Below are 15,091 nucleotides of genomic sequence, written 5' to 3' on the forward strand. Positions count from 1 at the left end.
GCACCGCGTGTTATAACGTCCTCGACAAATTAATTTTTGTCGGGGATTTTTTTGTATCGATTTTGAGAAATTGACAGACTAGAAAGACTTGGCTTATGACTTTAAGAAAAACAATCAATGCTGACATTATCACACCAATTTTGGCGTATTTACGCTTGGATATGAAACGTAAAATCATCCTGGAGTCGATCCCGAGGGAAAAAGAAAATTCACGTTATTCGATGATTGCCTATAATCCCGTCCATGAAATCAAGTTTGAAAATGGCGTTCTGACGGACAATGGTATTGAAAAAACTGGCGATCCGCTGGATTATCTGGGCGAGTTGACGGTGAAAAATAAAGTTGTCTCAGATCTGCCCTTTACAGGTGGTGCGATTGGATTTGTCAGCTACGACACGATTTCTTTTTATGAAAATATCGGTCAGATTCCAAAGGACGTGATTGGCACACCTGACTTGCATTTCTTTTTGTACGAGTCGTATCTCGTTTTTGACCATAAAAAAGAGCAGATTACTATTGTTGAGTCGGACATTTACAGCGGTCGTTCTGACGCAGACGCAAAGCTTGCTATGGAGCTTGTTTTGTCAAATCTGACGCGACCTCACAAAGCTGAGTTTGAAACGGTCAAGCTCAATAAGCTGTCATTTCAGTCTAATACTGAAAAAGCTGATTTTATCAAAATGGTGGAGAAAGCAAAAACATATATCAAAAATGGTGACATGTTTCAGATTGTACTCAGCCAGCGTTTGACGAGTGATCTGACGGGCAATCCATTTGATTATTATCGGAATCTGCGTCTGACGAATCCGTCAAATTACCTTTATTTTCTGGATTTTGGAGATTATCAGATCATGGGTGCAAGTCCTGAAAGTCTTGTCTCAGTCAAAAATGGCGTCGTCACCACTAATCCCATTGCAGGAACACGACCGCGTGGCAGCTCAGAGCTAGAAGACGAGCGTTTGACGGCAGATCTACTTTCTGATAAAAAAGAAGTCGCAGAACACCGCATGTTAGTCGATCTCGGACGTAATGACATTGGCAAAATTGCCAAAATCGGAACAGTCAAAGTCACCAAATACATGGAAGTCGAGTATTTCCGCTATGTCATGCATCTGACGAGCGTGGTCAAAGGTGAGTTGCTTGATAATGTGACGAGTCTTGACGCGCTCAAATCAACCTTGCCTGCGGGTACCGTGTCTGGTGCGCCGAAAATCCGCGCCATGCAGCGCATTTATGAGCTAGAAAAAACTAAGCGTGGCATCTATGCTGGTGCAATCGGCTACCTGTCAAGTAATTCGGACATGGATTTTGCCATTGCGCTTAGGACCATGGTGCTAAAAGACGGCAAAGCGCACGCCCAAGCAGGCGCAGGCATCGTCTTTGATAGCGTCCCCGAAAACGAGTATCAGGAAACGCTTAACAAAGCAAAAGCCATGACACAGATTGGAGAAAGTAATGATTTTATTAGTTGATAACTACGACAGCTTCACCTATAACCTCGCGCAGTACATCGGCGAGTTCGATACGGTCAAAGTCTTGCGAAATGATGACAAGCATCTCTACGACGAGGCGAGTAGAGCAGATAAAATCGTCTTCTCACCAGGCCCAGGCTGGCCGGCTGACGCAGGTCAAATGGAAGCCATGATCAAAGATTTCGCAGGTGAAAAACCGATTCTGGGGATTTGTCTCGGACACCAAGCTATTGCTGAAGTTTTTGGCGGCAAGTTGGACTTGGCAAAACGGATCATGCATGGCAAAACGTCAATGGCTGAAAGCTTGAAAGAGACGCCGTTATTGGCAGGCATTTCAAAAACGCATGAAATCATGCGCTATCACTCAATCGTCATCTCAGACATGCCAGCGGACTTTGACATCGTCTCAAAAACAACAGACGACCATGAAATCATGGCAATTCAATACAAAACACTACCAATATACGGCATGCAATATCACCCAGAAAGTATAGGCACGCCTGATGGCTTGCGAATGATTGAGAATTTTGTAAACTTATAAGCTGACGTCAGAGAAAAATAGTAGAAAGTGTATCAAAAATGAAAGAAAACCTAGTCAAACTCATGAACCGCGAAAACCTCACACGTTATGAGGTCAATCAACTTGCAAACTCGATGTTCAATGGTGAGTTAACCGATTCACAGCTTGCGTCGATTCTTATTGCCCTTGCCATGAAAGGTGAGACAGTCGATGAAATGGCTGGCATTGTTGATGTGGTGCGCGAAAAAGCGCTGAAAATTCCGACGACGATTACGACCGCCATGGATAACTGTGGTACAGGTGGCGACCTGTCATTTTCATTTAACGTATCAACGACGTCTGCCTTTGTGCTTGCGGCTGGTGGCGTGAAAATGGCCAAGCACGGCAATCGCTCTATTTCGTCAAAATCAGGATCAGCTGATGTCTTGGAAGCGCTTGGTATCAATCTCTATCACACACCAGAAGAATTGGCAGCCATTTTTGAGCAAACCGGCCTTGTCTTTCTATTTGCTCAGCACGTCCACCCTAATATGCGCTATGTCATGCCGGTTCGCCGTGAGCTTGAAGTGCGCACGGTGCTCAATCTCATCGGCCCTTTCACAAATCCTGTCAATCTGGATACGCAGTTGCTAGGGACCTCACGTCGTGATTTATTGGTGACGACGGCTGAAGTGCTCAAATCATTGGGACGTAGACGTGCCCTCGTCGTAAGTGGCCCAAACAACATGGATGAAGCAAGCCTCGACGGTGTTAATCAGTATGCGCTGCTTGATGAAGCAGGAAACATTACGGTGCATGAGTTCGACAATGAAAGTATCGGCATGCCGCGCGTGACGCTACAAGAAATTCGAGGTGGCGAGGGCAAGGAAAATGCGGAAATCCTGAAAAATGTCCTAAATAATGTGGCAAGTCCTTTCCTTGAAGTCACGGTTTTGAACGCTGGACTAGGCTTTTTTGCGGCAGGAATTGTTGACACGATTGAAGCAGGCGTTGCAAAAGCGCGTGACGTCATCGCAAGCGGCGCTGCTGCCAAAAAACTTGCTGAGATGCAGGAGGTTAAATAAATGGCAGATTTTTTAGAAAAAATCCTAGCTGAAAAAGCGTTAGAAGTCGCACAGATGCCAGATGAAACGCCAGGGAAAGTGCGACAAGTTAAGGGATTTGTCACACGATTGAAAGAAAATCCAGACCAGCTGCAAGTCATCGGTGAAGTCAAACGTGCCTCACCGTCACTAGGTGCAATCAACTTGGATGTAGACGTGCTTGAACAAGCAAAGAGCTATGAAAAAGCTGGCGTCTCAGCGATTTCCGTTCTGACGGACCCTGTCTTTTTTAAAGGCAACATTGACGACCTTCGTTTGGTTGCTAAAAACGTTGACATTCCCGTTTTAAACAAAGATTTCATCATTGACAAAAAGCAGATTGCGCGTGCGGTCAATAGTGGTGCAACGATTGTGCTTTTGATTGTTGCTGCTCTGTCTGAGTCGGACTTGAAAGAGCTGTATGACTATGCGGCGTCGCTCGGGCTCGAAGTATTAGTCGAGGTGCACAATGCAGAAGAACTTGCGATTGCGCACAGTATCAATGCTGAGTTGATCGGTGTTAATAATCGAAACCTCAAAACCTTTGAAGTGGATATTCAAAACAGCCTTGAGCTTGTGCCTTTGCAAAAAAATGATCGTTTTTATATCTCAGAGTCAGGCATCAAATCAGCTGTCGAGGCTGATCAAGTCGCCAATGATTTTCGAGCGGTGCTGGTCGGTGAAGCGCTGATGAAAGATGGCAATCCGATTGTTGCAGCAAAAAACTTACAGGTGGCACGTCATGTGGATTAAAATATGTGGCCTATCCACCGAAGAAGCTGTCAAGGAAGCCGTTCGTGATGGTGCCACACATGTTGGCTTTGTCTTTGCAAAAAGTAAGCGACAGGTCACGCCAGAATATGCCAAATATCTGGCAAAATTTGTCCCGAAAACAATCAAAAAAGTCGGCTTATTTGTCAATGAAGACCCAGCAACTATAACAGAAATAGTTGAAAAAGTAGGACTTGACATGGTACAATTACATGGACAAGAAAATTCAGAATTTGCTGACAACTTACCAGTTCCTGTGATTAAAGCATTTGGTATTACAGACGGGAAAATTCCCGATGAGATTGCTGATTTCAAAAATCATATCCTTTTACTTGACGCACCACCAGCACAGTTTGCAGGCGGCAGTGGTGCTAGTTTTGACTGGGATAAGGTCGATCTTGCGGCTTTAGATGGCTACCGTTTTTTTGTCGCAGGTGGTTTGACACCAGACAATGTCGCAACTGCCATCACGATCTTCCAGCCAAATGGTGTAGACGTCAGCTCCGGCGTTGAAACGGACGGTAAAAAAGATTTAGTAAAGATTGAAAAATTTATTAGCAATAGCTTGAAAGCCTAACGAGAAAATCACTGATTTTACAAATAGAAAGAAAAATATGACTTATAAAAACCCAGATGATGCCGGATTTTTCGGTACTTACGGTGGAACATTTGTGCCTGAAACACTGATGTACGCTGTTAAAGAACTCAAAGCAGCTTATGAAGCCAGCAAAACTGACCAAGCCTTTCAAGATGAGCTGAATTACTTGTTAAAAGATTATGTTGGGCGTGAAAATCCGCTTTATTTTGCTAAAAATTTAACAGAAAAACTTGGTGGCGCACGGATTTATTTCAAGCGTGAAGATCTCAACCATACTGGGGCACACAAAATCAACAATGCCCTTGCACAAGTCATGCTAGCTAAGAAAATGGGCAAAAATAAGGTCATCGCTGAAACGGGTGCTGGTCAGCATGGTGTTGCAACGGCGACAGCGGCAGCGCTTTTTGGCATGGAATGTAAGATTTATATGGGTGCCGTAGACGTCAAACGCCAAGAGCTCAATGTCTTTCGCATGCAGTTGCTAGGCGCCGAAGTAGTCTCTGTGACGGACGGATCGAGTGTGCTCAAGGATGCAGTTAATGCGGCATTGCGTGCCTGGGTTGAAAGCGTGGAGGATACGCATTATATCTTAGGCACTGCAGCTGGACCTGCGCCATTTCCAGAAATGGTGCGTGATTTTCAGTCGGTCATCGGTCGTGAAGCCAGAGCTCAGATTTTGGAAAAAACAGGTAAATTACCTGCAGCGGTCGTTGCCTGTGTCGGTGGCGGCTCAAATGCAGCAGGGCTTTTCTATCCCTTTGTCAATGACGCAGACGTTGCAATGATTGGTGTTGAGGCGGCAGGTCGTGGGCTTGACAGCGGTGAAACAGCTGCCTCAATCAATCGAGGAACTGATGGCGTGCTCCACGGCAATATCATGCGCCTGTTGCAAGATGAAAATGGTCAGGTAGAAGAAGCGTACAGCATTTCTGCGGGTCTGGACTATCCTGGTCTTGGCCCTGAACATTGCCACTGGAACGAAACGGGTCGTGCTGAGTACATCTCTGCGACTGACGATGAGGCTTTGGCAGGTTTTAAAATGCTTTGCGTCACAGAAGGGATCATCCCAGCTTTAGAAAGTTCGCACGCCATTGCAAAGCTCCCTGAACTTGCCAAACGCTACGGCAAAGATGAGTCTATCATCGTCTGCCTGAGCGGGCGTGGGGACAAGGATGTGGCGCAAATCAAGGAACGTGCCGAAAAAGGAGAATTCTAATGAAAACTTTAGGTCAACATCTGACAGCGCTCAAAGCTGCCGATAAAACGCTTATCGTGCCCTACATCATGGCTGGCGACCACGAAAAAGGCGTTGCGGGATTGCCTGAAACCATTGAGTTTTTAGTGGCAAATGGTGCCAGTGCGATTGAAGTCGGGATTCCTTTTTCAGATCCAGTAGCAGATGGCCCTGTGATTGAGCTTGCGGGGATTCGTTCTTTAAAAAACGGGACAACTTTGACAAATGTGATTGAGACATTAAAAACCGTGACAACAGATGTTCCGCTTGTTATCATGAGCTATTTTAACCCGATTTATAAGTATGGAATTGAGAAATTTATCACAGACCTTAAAGAGACAGCGGTAAAAGGTCTGATTTTGCCAGACGTCCCACGTGAGCATGAAAATATGATCACGCCATTTTTGGCTGATAGCGATATTGCGCTTGTGCCACTTGTAACGTTGACAAGTATTCCTGAGCGGCAGGCTGAGCTTGTGAAAAATGCAGAAGGCTTTATCTATGCTGTAACGGTCAATGGTGTGACAGGGGCAGGTCATGACTACCGTGCTGACCTAAATCAGCATTTACAGCACCTGTCAGAGCTTTCTGACGCGCCTGTTCTTGCTGGATTTGGTGTGTCTACGATTGATCATGTCAAGGGATTTCGCAAGGTTGTTGACGGTGTGATTATAGGGTCATACATTGTCAAGGCGCTACATGAAAAGCGTTCGTCAGAAGTCGCTGACTTTTTGAAACAAGCAAGTGAGGTATAAAAAAATGGTGGATTTAACAGCAGAAGTGAGACCAGGAGCCAACCGCTACATGGCGGGTGCGGGCGTTTTGTTAGATTTGACGGATTATCTGGCAGAGTTTGAGACGGTTGCGGTGATAACGGGGGAAAAGTCTTATGACGTTTTTCAAAGCTATATGCCTGAAAAATTACCGTATCAGGTTTTTCGCTATGACGGATCGGCAAGTGATGAGGACGCGGCGCGTTTAGCTACGGCCATTGGTCATGCAGATGCCGTGGTTGGCATTGGTGGCGGCCGTGTCATGGATACAGCAAAGCTGACAGCAGAAGTTTTGCATAGCGATTTGGTGCTGGTGCCGACGATTATCTCGAACTGTGCACCCTACACGCCAGTGACTGCGGTATATAACCCTGATCATTCATTTAAGCGTATTGGCGGGCAAATTCGCGCCAGCTTTCTAACGATTGTCGATTATCAGTTTTTGTTGCAGACGCCACATGATTATTTTATCGCAGGTATCGGGGATACAGTCGCCAAATGGTACGAGATTGAAGGCTTGACGCGACACCTTTCTGACGACGAGAAAACAGCTTTTATCAGACTTGGCATTGCCAGTGCACGTGAGATCTTAGCGATTCTACTCGCGAGTTCTGACCAGGCAATAGCAGATTTGACGTCGCAAAAGTTGTCAGCAGCATTTGGCAACATCACAGATGCCATTATCGGATTATCAGGGACAGTTGGTGGATTTGCAGGACTTTATGGCAGAACAGCTGGCGCGCATGCCGTCCATAATGGCATGACCCTGTTGCCTGAAACACATCCGATATTGCACGGGGCTAAAGTCGCTTATGGCGTTTTGGTCCAGCTTGCTTATACCAATGACTTTGATGAAATCAGAAAATTATTGCCGTTTTATCAAAAAATCAATCTGCCAATCCGACTATCTCAGCTTGCAATTACAAATACTGACCGAGGTCATCTGAGAGAGATGGCAACGTTTTCAGCAAGTGATTTTGAAAGTTTTAAACTGCTTGATGAGTCGATTACAGCTGATAAAGTGATGGATGCTATTGAAAAATTGGCAAAGTTTGTTGAAAATCAATAAAAAAGAGACAAAAGCTAAAAAAGAAAAGTGTTTTCTGACTAAAAACGCTTTTCTTTTTGAAAATAATGTGCTAAAATAAACATTAGGACTGTATTTATCGTAAAAAGTAGGTATTAGTCAAATTGTTGGAGGAAACTTTTTAAAAAATGAACGAATTTGAAGAACTATTGAACAGCGTCGGTGACGTTAAAGTCGGTGACGTCGTAAGCGGTGAAATCCTCACTGTTGAAGGCGATCAAGCTACTGTAGCTATCGTTGGTACAGGTGTTGAGGGTGTTTTGACGCTTCGCGAACTCACAAACGAACGTGACGCTGATATAAATGACTTCGTCAAAGCTGGCGATGTTCGCGACCTTTTGGTTGTGAAACAAATCGTCGGTAAAGAATCAGAAGGTGCAAATGTCTACTTGCTTTCTGAAAAACGTCTTGCTGCACGTAAAGCATTCACTGAGCTTGAAGGTAAAGAAGGCGAAGTTGTCACTGTTAAAGTTGCAAAAGACGTTAAAGGTGGCTTGTCTGTAGATTTCAACGGTGTTCGTGGCTTCATCCCAGCATCTATGATTGATACTTACTTTGTCCGTGACACTAAGAAATTTGTCGGTGAAGAATTTGATGCGAAAATCATCGAAGTCAATGCTGCTGACAAACGTTTCATCTTGAGCCGTCGTGCTGTTGTTGAAGAAGCGTCTAAAGCACAACGTGCTGAGGCTTTTGCTAACTTGCATGAAGGTGATATCGTAGAAGGAACTGTTGCACGTACAACTGACTTCGGTGCTTTCATCAACCTTGGCGGTGTTGACGGACTTGTTCACGTGACAGAATTGTCGCACGGACGTGTTAAAAAACCTAGTGATGTTGTTAAAGTTGGCGAAACTGTTCAAGTTAAAGTCTTGAAAGTTGACGAAGAAGCTGGTCGTGTTTCACTTTCTCTTAAAGCAACACAGCCTGGCCCTTGGGATGACATTGAAGAAAAAGCACCAGTTGGATCTGTCCTTGATGGTACTGTTAAACGTATCACTGACTTTGGTGCATTCGTTGAAATCTTCCCAGGTGTTGAAGGTCTGGTTCACATTTCTCAAATCTCTTGGGAACGTGTTGAAAATGCTAAAGATGTCTTGTCAGTTGGTCAAGCCGTACAAGTTAAAGTACTTGACGTAAAACCTGCTGAAGAACGCATTTCATTGTCTATCAAAGCCCTTACTGAAGCACCTGCACGTAAAGAACGTTCAAACGACTCAGATAACGGTGGACAACGTCGCGATTCTAAACCACGTGCACCACGTCGTAACGCAAAACCTGAATACACACTTCCGGAAACACAAGAAGGCTTCTCACTTGCTGATTTCTTGGGTGACGATTTCGATATCAATAACTTTTAATTGAAATTTTGAAGAACGTCCGAAAGGGCGTTTTTTTGTTATAATAGGAAGTATGAATGCAACAATCAAAGCGAAGTTAGAACTTTTACCTGACAGCCCTGGCTGTTATTTACATAAAGATAAAAACGGGACAATCATCTATGTCGGCAAGGCGAAAAATTTAAAAAATCGCGTGCGGTCGTATTTTCGGGGATCACATGATACGAAAACAGAGCTTTTAGTATCAGAAATTGTTGATTTTGAGTATATTGTGACAGAGTCAAATATTGAGGCACTTTTACTTGAGATTAACTTGATCCAAGAAAACATGCCTAAGTACAATATCATGCTCAAAGATGACAAGTCTTATCCGTTTATCAAAATTACACGCGAAAAATATCCGCGTTTATTGATTACGCGGCAGGTTAAAAAAGATGGTTCACAGTATTTTGGTCCCTATCCAGATGTCGGTGCTGCAAATGAAATCAAACATTTACTGGATCGAGTTTTCCCGCTTAGGAAATGTCATATCTTGCCCAATAAAGTCTGCCTTTACTATCATATGCACCAGTGTCTGGCGCCCTGTGTGTTTGACATAGATCCGAGTGTTTATCGGGGTATGACAGATGAGATTAGCAAATTTTTAAACGGTGGTGAGGATAAGATAGTTAAGGAGCTGGATACCAAGATGCACGCGGCTGCGGCGGATTTTGAGTTTGAAAAAGCTGCGGAATATCGTGATTTGGTCAAAAGTATCGGCACGTTGCGGACCAAGCAGCGGGTTATGAACCAGGATTTGCAGGACCGTGATGTCTTTGGCTATGCGGTGGATAAGGGCTGGATGTGTGTGCAAGTCTTTTTCGTGCGGCAGGGCAAGCTCATTCAGCGGGATGTCAATCTTTTTCCTTACTATAACGATGCGGATGAGGATTTCTTGACGTATGTGGGTCAGTTTTACAAGGAAAATGAGCACTTTATTCCAAAGGAGATTTTCATTCCTTCTGATATTGACCTGGAGTCTGTGAGGGCGCTGACGCAGACTAAAGTGTATCAGCCATCTCGTGGAGAAAAGAAGCAGTTGGTTAATCTTGCAACTAAAAATGCCCGTGTCAGTTTGCAGCAAAAATTTGACCTAGCTGAAAAATCAATCGAAAAAACGCGTGGTGCCGTGGAAAATCTGGGCAGTATGATGAATATTCCAACACCACATCGCATCGAAAGTTTTGATAATTCAAACATTTCAGGGACGAGTCCTGTGAGTGCTATGGTGGTGTTTGTAGATGGTAAACCGTCTAAAAAAGATTATCGCAAGTACAAGATCAAGACGGTTGAGGGGCCTGATGACTATGCCAGCATGCGTGAGGTGATTTTGCGACGATATAGTCGTGCCATCAAGGAAGACGGTATCTTGCCGGATCTGATCATCATGGATGGTGGCGTCGGTCAGATCAATGCTGCCAAGGAAATCTTGGATAGCCTGGGGCTTGATATACCGATTGCGGGTCTTGCTAAAAATGACAAGCACCAAACGCAAGAGCTGTTATTCGGTGAACCGTTGTCGGTCGTGCCCATGAGCCGTCAGAGTCAAGAATTTTTCTTGATGCAACGGATTCAAGATGAAGTCCATAGATTTGCCATTACTTTCCACCGTCAGGTGCGCTCGAAAAATTCATTTTCAAGTAAGTTAGACGGCATTGATGGACTCGGGCCAAAGCGCAAGCAAAAGTTAATGAGAACGTTCAAGTCGCTCACAAACATTCAGGCGGCAACACCGTCAGAAATCCATGAAGCTGGTATCCCCTATGACGTAGCTGAGCGAATTATCGCGGTATTAGCAGTAAATCAGATGGACAAAAAAGATGGTGAAAAATAGAGATAACAGCTGCCCGTTTCATTTTTGGGAAAAGTTTGATAAAATGGTAATGAAGTAAAGTTCAAGAAAACAGACATTGAGGGGGTGAGTAAGTTGGAGAGACCGCAACTTTGGACGGCAGATGAGATGTATCGATTTGCACGGGAAAATAAGCTTGGCTACAACATCTGGGGGGCGTGGCTACAAAAGCTGCATTTTAAGGTGGTGGCTGAGAGTTTGCTTGATGATGAGTATGCTGTGTCGAGCTTTATCGGGCGGCACACGGATTATGATGATGATGAGGGCAATACAGATGGTACGCAACCAGAGCCTAAGTTCTTCAATACACAAGGTTTTTATGCCTATATCATTACAAACGAGAATCGCTTGGTCTACGCTCGTTGGCGTCCGTTTTTCCATAAGGTCTCGTCGATTCCGCTCAATGATGTCAAAAATATCGAGCCTATCACGCATATTATCTGGGGGCATGTTCGTGTTGAGTCGTTAGGAGATAATTTCTCTGTTTTTTGGACGAAAAAGGTCGTTAGACGCATTGCCAAACGCATCCAAGAAGGTGTCAGTGACATCAAAAATGGTCAGATGAAACAGTCAGCAGGCTCAGGAAATTTTACAAATGAGGACAACGCTCAAAATCAAGACAGGCAATCACAAGATAGAAGTGAAACACGTGTTGTCTACGATACGGCAACCATGTATGAAAAACTCTCTTCAGCTAAACTTTCTATGGAAGAAGGGTTGATTTCAGAGGCGGATTATAATGATTATAAAGAAAGATTATTGGGAAGAAAATGACAGATATTAATTTTAAGGCAGAAGTTGAAGCGCGTAAAGATGCATTGTTAGCGGATTTATTTTCGCTTTTAAGCATCAATTCAGAGCGTGATGATGCGAAAGCAACGCCAGAAACACCGTTTGGACCTGGTCCAGTTGCAGCATTGGAACAATTTTTAGCAATTGCATCACGTGACGGCTATGCGACAAAGAATGTTGATAACTATGCGGGACACTTTACCTATGGTGATGACCTGCCAGAAGACGCTGAAGTGTTGGGGATTTTTGCTCATATGGATGTGGTACCTGCGGGGACTGGCTGGGAGAGTGAGCCTTATGTACCAGAAATTCGGGATGGCAAGATTTTTGCCCGTGGTGCTTCTGATGATAAAGGTCCAACGATGGCATGTTATTATGGTTTAAAAATCCTCAAGGAATTAAATGTGCCATTGACGAAAAAAATCCGCTTTATCGCAGGGACTGATGAGGAGTCAGGTTGGGGCGATATGGACTACTATTTCAAACATGTCGGCTTGCCGGATCCTGATTTTGGATTTTCGCCAGATGCAGAGTTTCCAATTATCAATGGTGAAAAAGGCAATATCACAGAATATCTGCATTTTTCAGGTGAAAATAAAGGCGCTATCCATTTGAAACAGTTTTCAGGTGGCCTGCGTGAAAATATGGTACCAGAATCAGCAACAGCGCTTGTTTCAGGCAATATTGCAAACTTGAACGCGCAGCTTGAAACATTTGTTGCGGCGCATGCTGATAAAAATCTCAGATTTGAATTTGAAAATATGTCTGACGGTACGGCGACGATTACTCTACACGGTCGCTCAGCTCATGGGGCATCGCCACATACAGGTGTCAATGGTGCGACATATTTGGCTAAGTTTTTAGATCAAGCTGGTGTTGAGTCACCCTTTACAAAAATTGCAGGGACGATCTTACTTGAAGACCACGCAGGTGAAAAACTCGGTGTGGCATTCGAAGATGCCAAAATGGGTGCTTTGACCATGAATGCTGGTGTTTTCAACTTTGATGATAGTCAAGTTGATAATACTATTGCCTTGAATTTTCGTTATCCTCAAGGGACAGATTCTGATGCGATTTACGCTGTTCTGACGGGTCTTTCTGGTGTCGCAAGTGTGACGAAGTCAGCGCATGAGCACACACCGCATTATGTGCCAATGACAGATCCATTGGTCAGTACGCTGCTGAGCGTTTATGAAAAGCAAACTGGACTCAAAGGTCATGAACAGATCATAGGCGGCGGGACATTTGGTCGTCTGCTTAAGCGTGGCGTTGCTTTCGGTGCTATGTTTCCTGGAGATATTGATACCATGCATCAGGCCAACGAGTTCATCCCTGTAGACGTTTTACTGCGTGCTGCAGCCATTTACGCTGAAGCTATCTACGAACTTGCTAAATAAAATCTGAGTAAGCTCAAGTTAAGTCGTGTGCGCTATACTTATCTCATAGACATAGGAGGTAAGGCGCATGAAGATACATCTCAAAAAGACACAGCTTTTCGCTGAGCATATGGTTACAGTGCACGACTACCGCAGGCAGATTTTGGCGCAAGAACAGTCGGTGGTCAATCTGAGCCATAAAATAAATTACGATTTTAACTAAAATGCCATATTGATTTCAGCTAAATCCCCATATGTAGGGGATTTTTTGTTATAATGAAGATATGATTTATGGTAATGGCGTGGACAATATTGAGTTGTCGCGAATTGAAAAAGCACTCACAAAAAATCCGAGATTTGCCGCACGTGTTCTGACGGCGCAAGAACTTGACGTCTTTTCAGGTTTATCAGGACACCGTCAGATTGAGTTTTTGGGTGGGCGTTGGGCAGCAAAAGAGGCCTATTCAAAAGCTTATGGGACAGGGATTGGTGGTCAGGTTTCTTTTCAAGATTTGACGGTCTTGCCAGATAAGCTGGGTGCGCCTAGATTTGTGGCGCATCCTTTTGCAGGCATTGCTCACTTATCAATCAGCCACAGTAATTTGGAGGCTGTGGCATCTGTCATTTTAGAAAGTCGTGATTAAAACATGAAACCAAGTACACATAGACCGACGCAAGCCGTGATTGATCTTGCTGCGATTCGTGCAAACATAGAAAATTTCAAAACTTACATAGCGAAAAAAAATGGGATAACACCCGAAATCTGGGCGGTTGTCAAGGCAAATGGCTACGGTCATGGTGCCATCCGTGTTGCGCAAAGCGCAGATGACCTTGTCTCGGGCTTTTGTGTCTCAAATCTTGATGAGGCGATTGAACTTCGCAGCCATGGCATTGTTAAGCCGATATTGGTATTGAGCGGTATTGTGCCTGATGATGTCCATATCGCTGTCAATCTGCGCGTGACGCTGACCGTACCATCGCTTGATTGGCTGAAAATGGTTGCTGCGCTTGATACGCTGAAAGATCTAGATACGTCGCATCTCAAGTTTCATATCAAAGTGGACTCAGGCATGGGGCGTATTGGTGTCACAAGCGTTGATGAGGCAAATGACATCATTGCCTTGGGCGATAAGCTTGGCATGGACTTTGACGGGATTTTCACGCATTTTGCAACAGCTGATGAGGTAAATACTGACCAGTTTTTATCGCAAAAAACGATGTTTGATGAGCTTGTTAACGGTCTGACACGTAGACCAAGATTTGTCCACTCAAGTAATTCTGCTGCGGGTATCTGGCACACAGAAACGATTCAGGATATTGAACGCCTTGGTGATGCGCTTTACGGTCTTAATCCGAGTGGCACAGCGCTCGATATGACTTATAAAATAACACAAGCGCTCACACTCAAGTCTGAGCTCACACATATCAAAATCATCCCGGAAGGTGCGACGGTGGGCTATGGTGCTGACTTTGTGGCGAGCAAAGATACGATTGTAGGAACAGTCCCGATTGGCTATGCTGATGGCTGGACACGTGATATGACTGGATTTTATGTACTAGTCGATGGTCAAAAATGCCAGATTATTGGGCGAGTATCCATGGATCAGATGACAATCAGGCTGCCAGAACGATTACCAATTGGTACAAAAGTGACCTTGATTGGGGAAGATGGAGCTGAAAAAATAACAGTGAATGATGTTGCTGCGCATCGTGGCACGATCAACTATGAAGTTGTGTGCTTGTTGAGCGACAGAATCAAACGGAAATATACCAATGGTTAAAGAAATTACGCGCGGGGACATCTTTTTTGCTGATTTGTCGCCTGTGACAGGAAGTGAGCAAGGCGGCGTTCGACCAGTCTTGATTATCCAAAATGATGCAGGCAATACCTTTGCTCCGACAACGATTATCGCCGCAATCACAGCAAAAAAAACAAAGAAAGCACTCCCTACTCACGTCGCAATCAAAAAAGAAGATGCGGGTGTTGGTTCTGATTCTGTTATCTTATGCGAGCAGGTACGCACGATTGATAAAGTGCGATTACGTGAGAAAACGGGGCATCTCAGTCCTGATATCATGAAAAAAGTCAACCTAGCAATCAAGAAAAGTTTGTCTATTTAATAGCAAACTTTTTTGTTATCTTTTAGTAATAAAA

16 protein-coding genes and 1 other annotated feature (1 of these 17 only partly in view) are annotated in these 15,091 nt (G+C 44.3%); all 16 genes read left to right on the forward strand.

What is annotated here, in order from left to right; all coding sequences use genetic code 11:
• Positions 1 to 26: a binding site (T-box leader), on the forward strand; it begins 208 nt to the left of the window's first position.
• Between the two features lie 135 nt (positions 27 to 161).
• The 16 genes from trpE (at position 162) to Hs20B_RS00695 (ending at position 15,057) form a co-directional block, all read left to right on the forward strand.
• Complete coding sequence (gene trpE / locus Hs20B_RS00625; protein ID WP_371863833.1) at positions 162 to 1,472, forward strand: anthranilate synthase component I; 1,311 nt, start codon at positions 162 to 164, stop codon at positions 1,470 to 1,472.
• Positions 1,456 to 2,013, forward strand: coding sequence for an aminodeoxychorismate/anthranilate synthase component II (locus tag Hs20B_RS00630; RefSeq protein ID WP_172354584.1), 558 nt, complete (start codon positions 1,456 to 1,458; stop codon positions 2,011 to 2,013). The genes trpE and Hs20B_RS00630 overlap by 17 nt, the downstream gene beginning before the upstream one ends.
• A 38-nt stretch (positions 2,014 to 2,051) precedes the next feature.
• On the forward strand, positions 2,052 to 3,056 hold the full coding sequence (gene trpD, locus Hs20B_RS00635; protein WP_172354586.1) for an anthranilate phosphoribosyltransferase: 1,005 nt from the start codon (positions 2,052 to 2,054) through the stop codon (positions 3,054 to 3,056).
• Positions 3,057 to 3,827 (forward strand): indole-3-glycerol phosphate synthase TrpC, encoded by a 771-nt coding sequence (gene trpC / locus Hs20B_RS00640; RefSeq protein WP_172354588.1) that lies wholly within the window; start codon positions 3,057 to 3,059, stop codon positions 3,825 to 3,827. It abuts the gene before it with no gap.
• Entirely contained in the window at positions 3,817 to 4,422 is a 606-nt protein-coding gene (locus Hs20B_RS00645; protein WP_172354590.1) for a phosphoribosylanthranilate isomerase, read from the forward strand. The genes trpC and Hs20B_RS00645 overlap by 11 nt, the downstream gene beginning before the upstream one ends.
• Before the next feature lie 37 nt (positions 4,423 to 4,459).
• Positions 4,460 to 5,659 (forward strand): tryptophan synthase subunit beta, encoded by a 1,200-nt coding sequence (trpB, locus tag Hs20B_RS00650; protein WP_172354592.1) that lies wholly within the window; start codon positions 4,460 to 4,462, stop codon positions 5,657 to 5,659.
• A complete protein-coding gene (gene trpA, locus Hs20B_RS00655; RefSeq protein WP_172354594.1) occupies positions 5,659 to 6,432 on the forward strand; it encodes a tryptophan synthase subunit alpha in 774 nt (257 codons plus the stop codon). Before trpB ends, trpA begins: the two co-directional genes overlap by 1 nt.
• Before the next feature lie 7 nt (positions 6,433 to 6,439).
• Positions 6,440 to 7,519 (forward strand): iron-containing alcohol dehydrogenase family protein, encoded by a 1,080-nt coding sequence (locus Hs20B_RS00660; RefSeq protein ID WP_172355154.1) that lies wholly within the window; start codon positions 6,440 to 6,442, stop codon positions 7,517 to 7,519.
• 146 nt (positions 7,520 to 7,665) lie between these two features.
• Entirely contained in the window at positions 7,666 to 8,898 is a 1,233-nt protein-coding gene (gene rpsA / locus Hs20B_RS00665) for a 30S ribosomal protein S1 (RefSeq protein WP_172354596.1), read from the forward strand.
• 52 nt (positions 8,899 to 8,950) lie between these two features.
• Positions 8,951 to 10,750 (forward strand): excinuclease ABC subunit UvrC, encoded by a 1,800-nt coding sequence (uvrC, locus tag Hs20B_RS00670; protein WP_172354598.1) that lies wholly within the window; start codon positions 8,951 to 8,953, stop codon positions 10,748 to 10,750.
• Between the two features lie 93 nt (positions 10,751 to 10,843).
• Positions 10,844 to 11,542: a hypothetical protein gene (locus tag Hs20B_RS00675; protein WP_172354600.1), complete on the forward strand. Its 699-nt coding sequence runs from the start codon at positions 10,844 to 10,846 to the stop codon at positions 11,540 to 11,542.
• Positions 11,539 to 12,957, forward strand: a complete 1,419-nt coding sequence (gene pepV, locus Hs20B_RS00680; protein WP_172354602.1) for a dipeptidase PepV — start codon at positions 11,539 to 11,541, stop codon at positions 12,955 to 12,957. The genes Hs20B_RS00675 and pepV overlap by 4 nt, the downstream gene beginning before the upstream one ends.
• Positions 12,958 to 13,024: 67 nt before the next feature.
• The gene (locus Hs20B_RS09785; RefSeq protein WP_267130150.1) at positions 13,025 to 13,159 is read left to right on the forward strand and encodes a hypothetical protein; all 135 of its coding nucleotides are present in this window, start codon (positions 13,025 to 13,027) and stop codon (positions 13,157 to 13,159) included.
• A gap of 61 nt (positions 13,160 to 13,220) precedes the next feature.
• Positions 13,221 to 13,580: a holo-ACP synthase gene (gene acpS, locus Hs20B_RS00685; protein ID WP_172354604.1), complete on the forward strand. Its 360-nt coding sequence runs from the start codon at positions 13,221 to 13,223 to the stop codon at positions 13,578 to 13,580.
• A 3-nt stretch (positions 13,581 to 13,583) separates the two neighbouring features.
• Positions 13,584 to 14,717, forward strand: coding sequence for an alanine racemase (gene alr / locus Hs20B_RS00690; protein ID WP_172354606.1), 1,134 nt, complete (start codon positions 13,584 to 13,586; stop codon positions 14,715 to 14,717).
• On the forward strand, positions 14,710 to 15,057 hold the full coding sequence (locus Hs20B_RS00695) for a type II toxin-antitoxin system PemK/MazF family toxin (RefSeq protein WP_172354608.1): 348 nt from the start codon (positions 14,710 to 14,712) through the stop codon (positions 15,055 to 15,057). Before alr ends, Hs20B_RS00695 begins: the two co-directional genes overlap by 8 nt.
• Positions 15,058 to 15,091 lie beyond the last annotated feature (34 nt).

Source organism: Pseudolactococcus insecticola (genome assembly GCF_011170065.1).
Classification (GTDB): Bacteria; Bacillota; Bacilli; order Lactobacillales; family Streptococcaceae; genus Pseudolactococcus; species Pseudolactococcus insecticola.

Excerpts from the sequence above, each read along its gene's own strand:
- trpE (WP_371863833.1), top strand. The coding sequence starts at position 162 with ATGAAACGTAAAATCATCCTGGAGTCGATCCCGAGGGAAAAAGAAAAT.
- Hs20B_RS00630 (WP_172354584.1), top strand. The coding sequence starts at position 1,456 with ATGATTTTATTAGTTGATAACTACGACAGCTTCACCTATAACCTCGCG.
- trpD (WP_172354586.1), top strand. The coding sequence starts at position 2,052 with ATGAAAGAAAACCTAGTCAAACTCATGAACCGCGAAAACCTCACACGT.
- trpC (WP_172354588.1), top strand. The coding sequence starts at position 3,057 with ATGGCAGATTTTTTAGAAAAAATCCTAGCTGAAAAAGCGTTAGAAGTC.
- Hs20B_RS00645 (WP_172354590.1), top strand. The coding sequence starts at position 3,817 with ATGTGGATTAAAATATGTGGCCTATCCACCGAAGAAGCTGTCAAGGAA.
- trpB (WP_172354592.1), top strand. The coding sequence starts at position 4,460 with ATGACTTATAAAAACCCAGATGATGCCGGATTTTTCGGTACTTACGGT.
- trpA (WP_172354594.1), top strand. The coding sequence starts at position 5,659 with ATGAAAACTTTAGGTCAACATCTGACAGCGCTCAAAGCTGCCGATAAA.
- rpsA (WP_172354596.1), top strand. The coding sequence starts at position 7,666 with ATGAACGAATTTGAAGAACTATTGAACAGCGTCGGTGACGTTAAAGTC.
- uvrC (WP_172354598.1), top strand. The coding sequence starts at position 8,951 with ATGAATGCAACAATCAAAGCGAAGTTAGAACTTTTACCTGACAGCCCT.
- pepV (WP_172354602.1), top strand. The coding sequence starts at position 11,539 with ATGACAGATATTAATTTTAAGGCAGAAGTTGAAGCGCGTAAAGATGCA.
- Hs20B_RS09785 (WP_267130150.1), top strand. The coding sequence starts at position 13,025 with ATGAAGATACATCTCAAAAAGACACAGCTTTTCGCTGAGCATATGGTT.
- acpS (WP_172354604.1), top strand. The coding sequence starts at position 13,221 with ATGATTTATGGTAATGGCGTGGACAATATTGAGTTGTCGCGAATTGAA.
- alr (WP_172354606.1), top strand. The coding sequence starts at position 13,584 with ATGAAACCAAGTACACATAGACCGACGCAAGCCGTGATTGATCTTGCT.
- Hs20B_RS00695 (WP_172354608.1), top strand. The coding sequence starts at position 14,710 with ATGGTTAAAGAAATTACGCGCGGGGACATCTTTTTTGCTGATTTGTCG.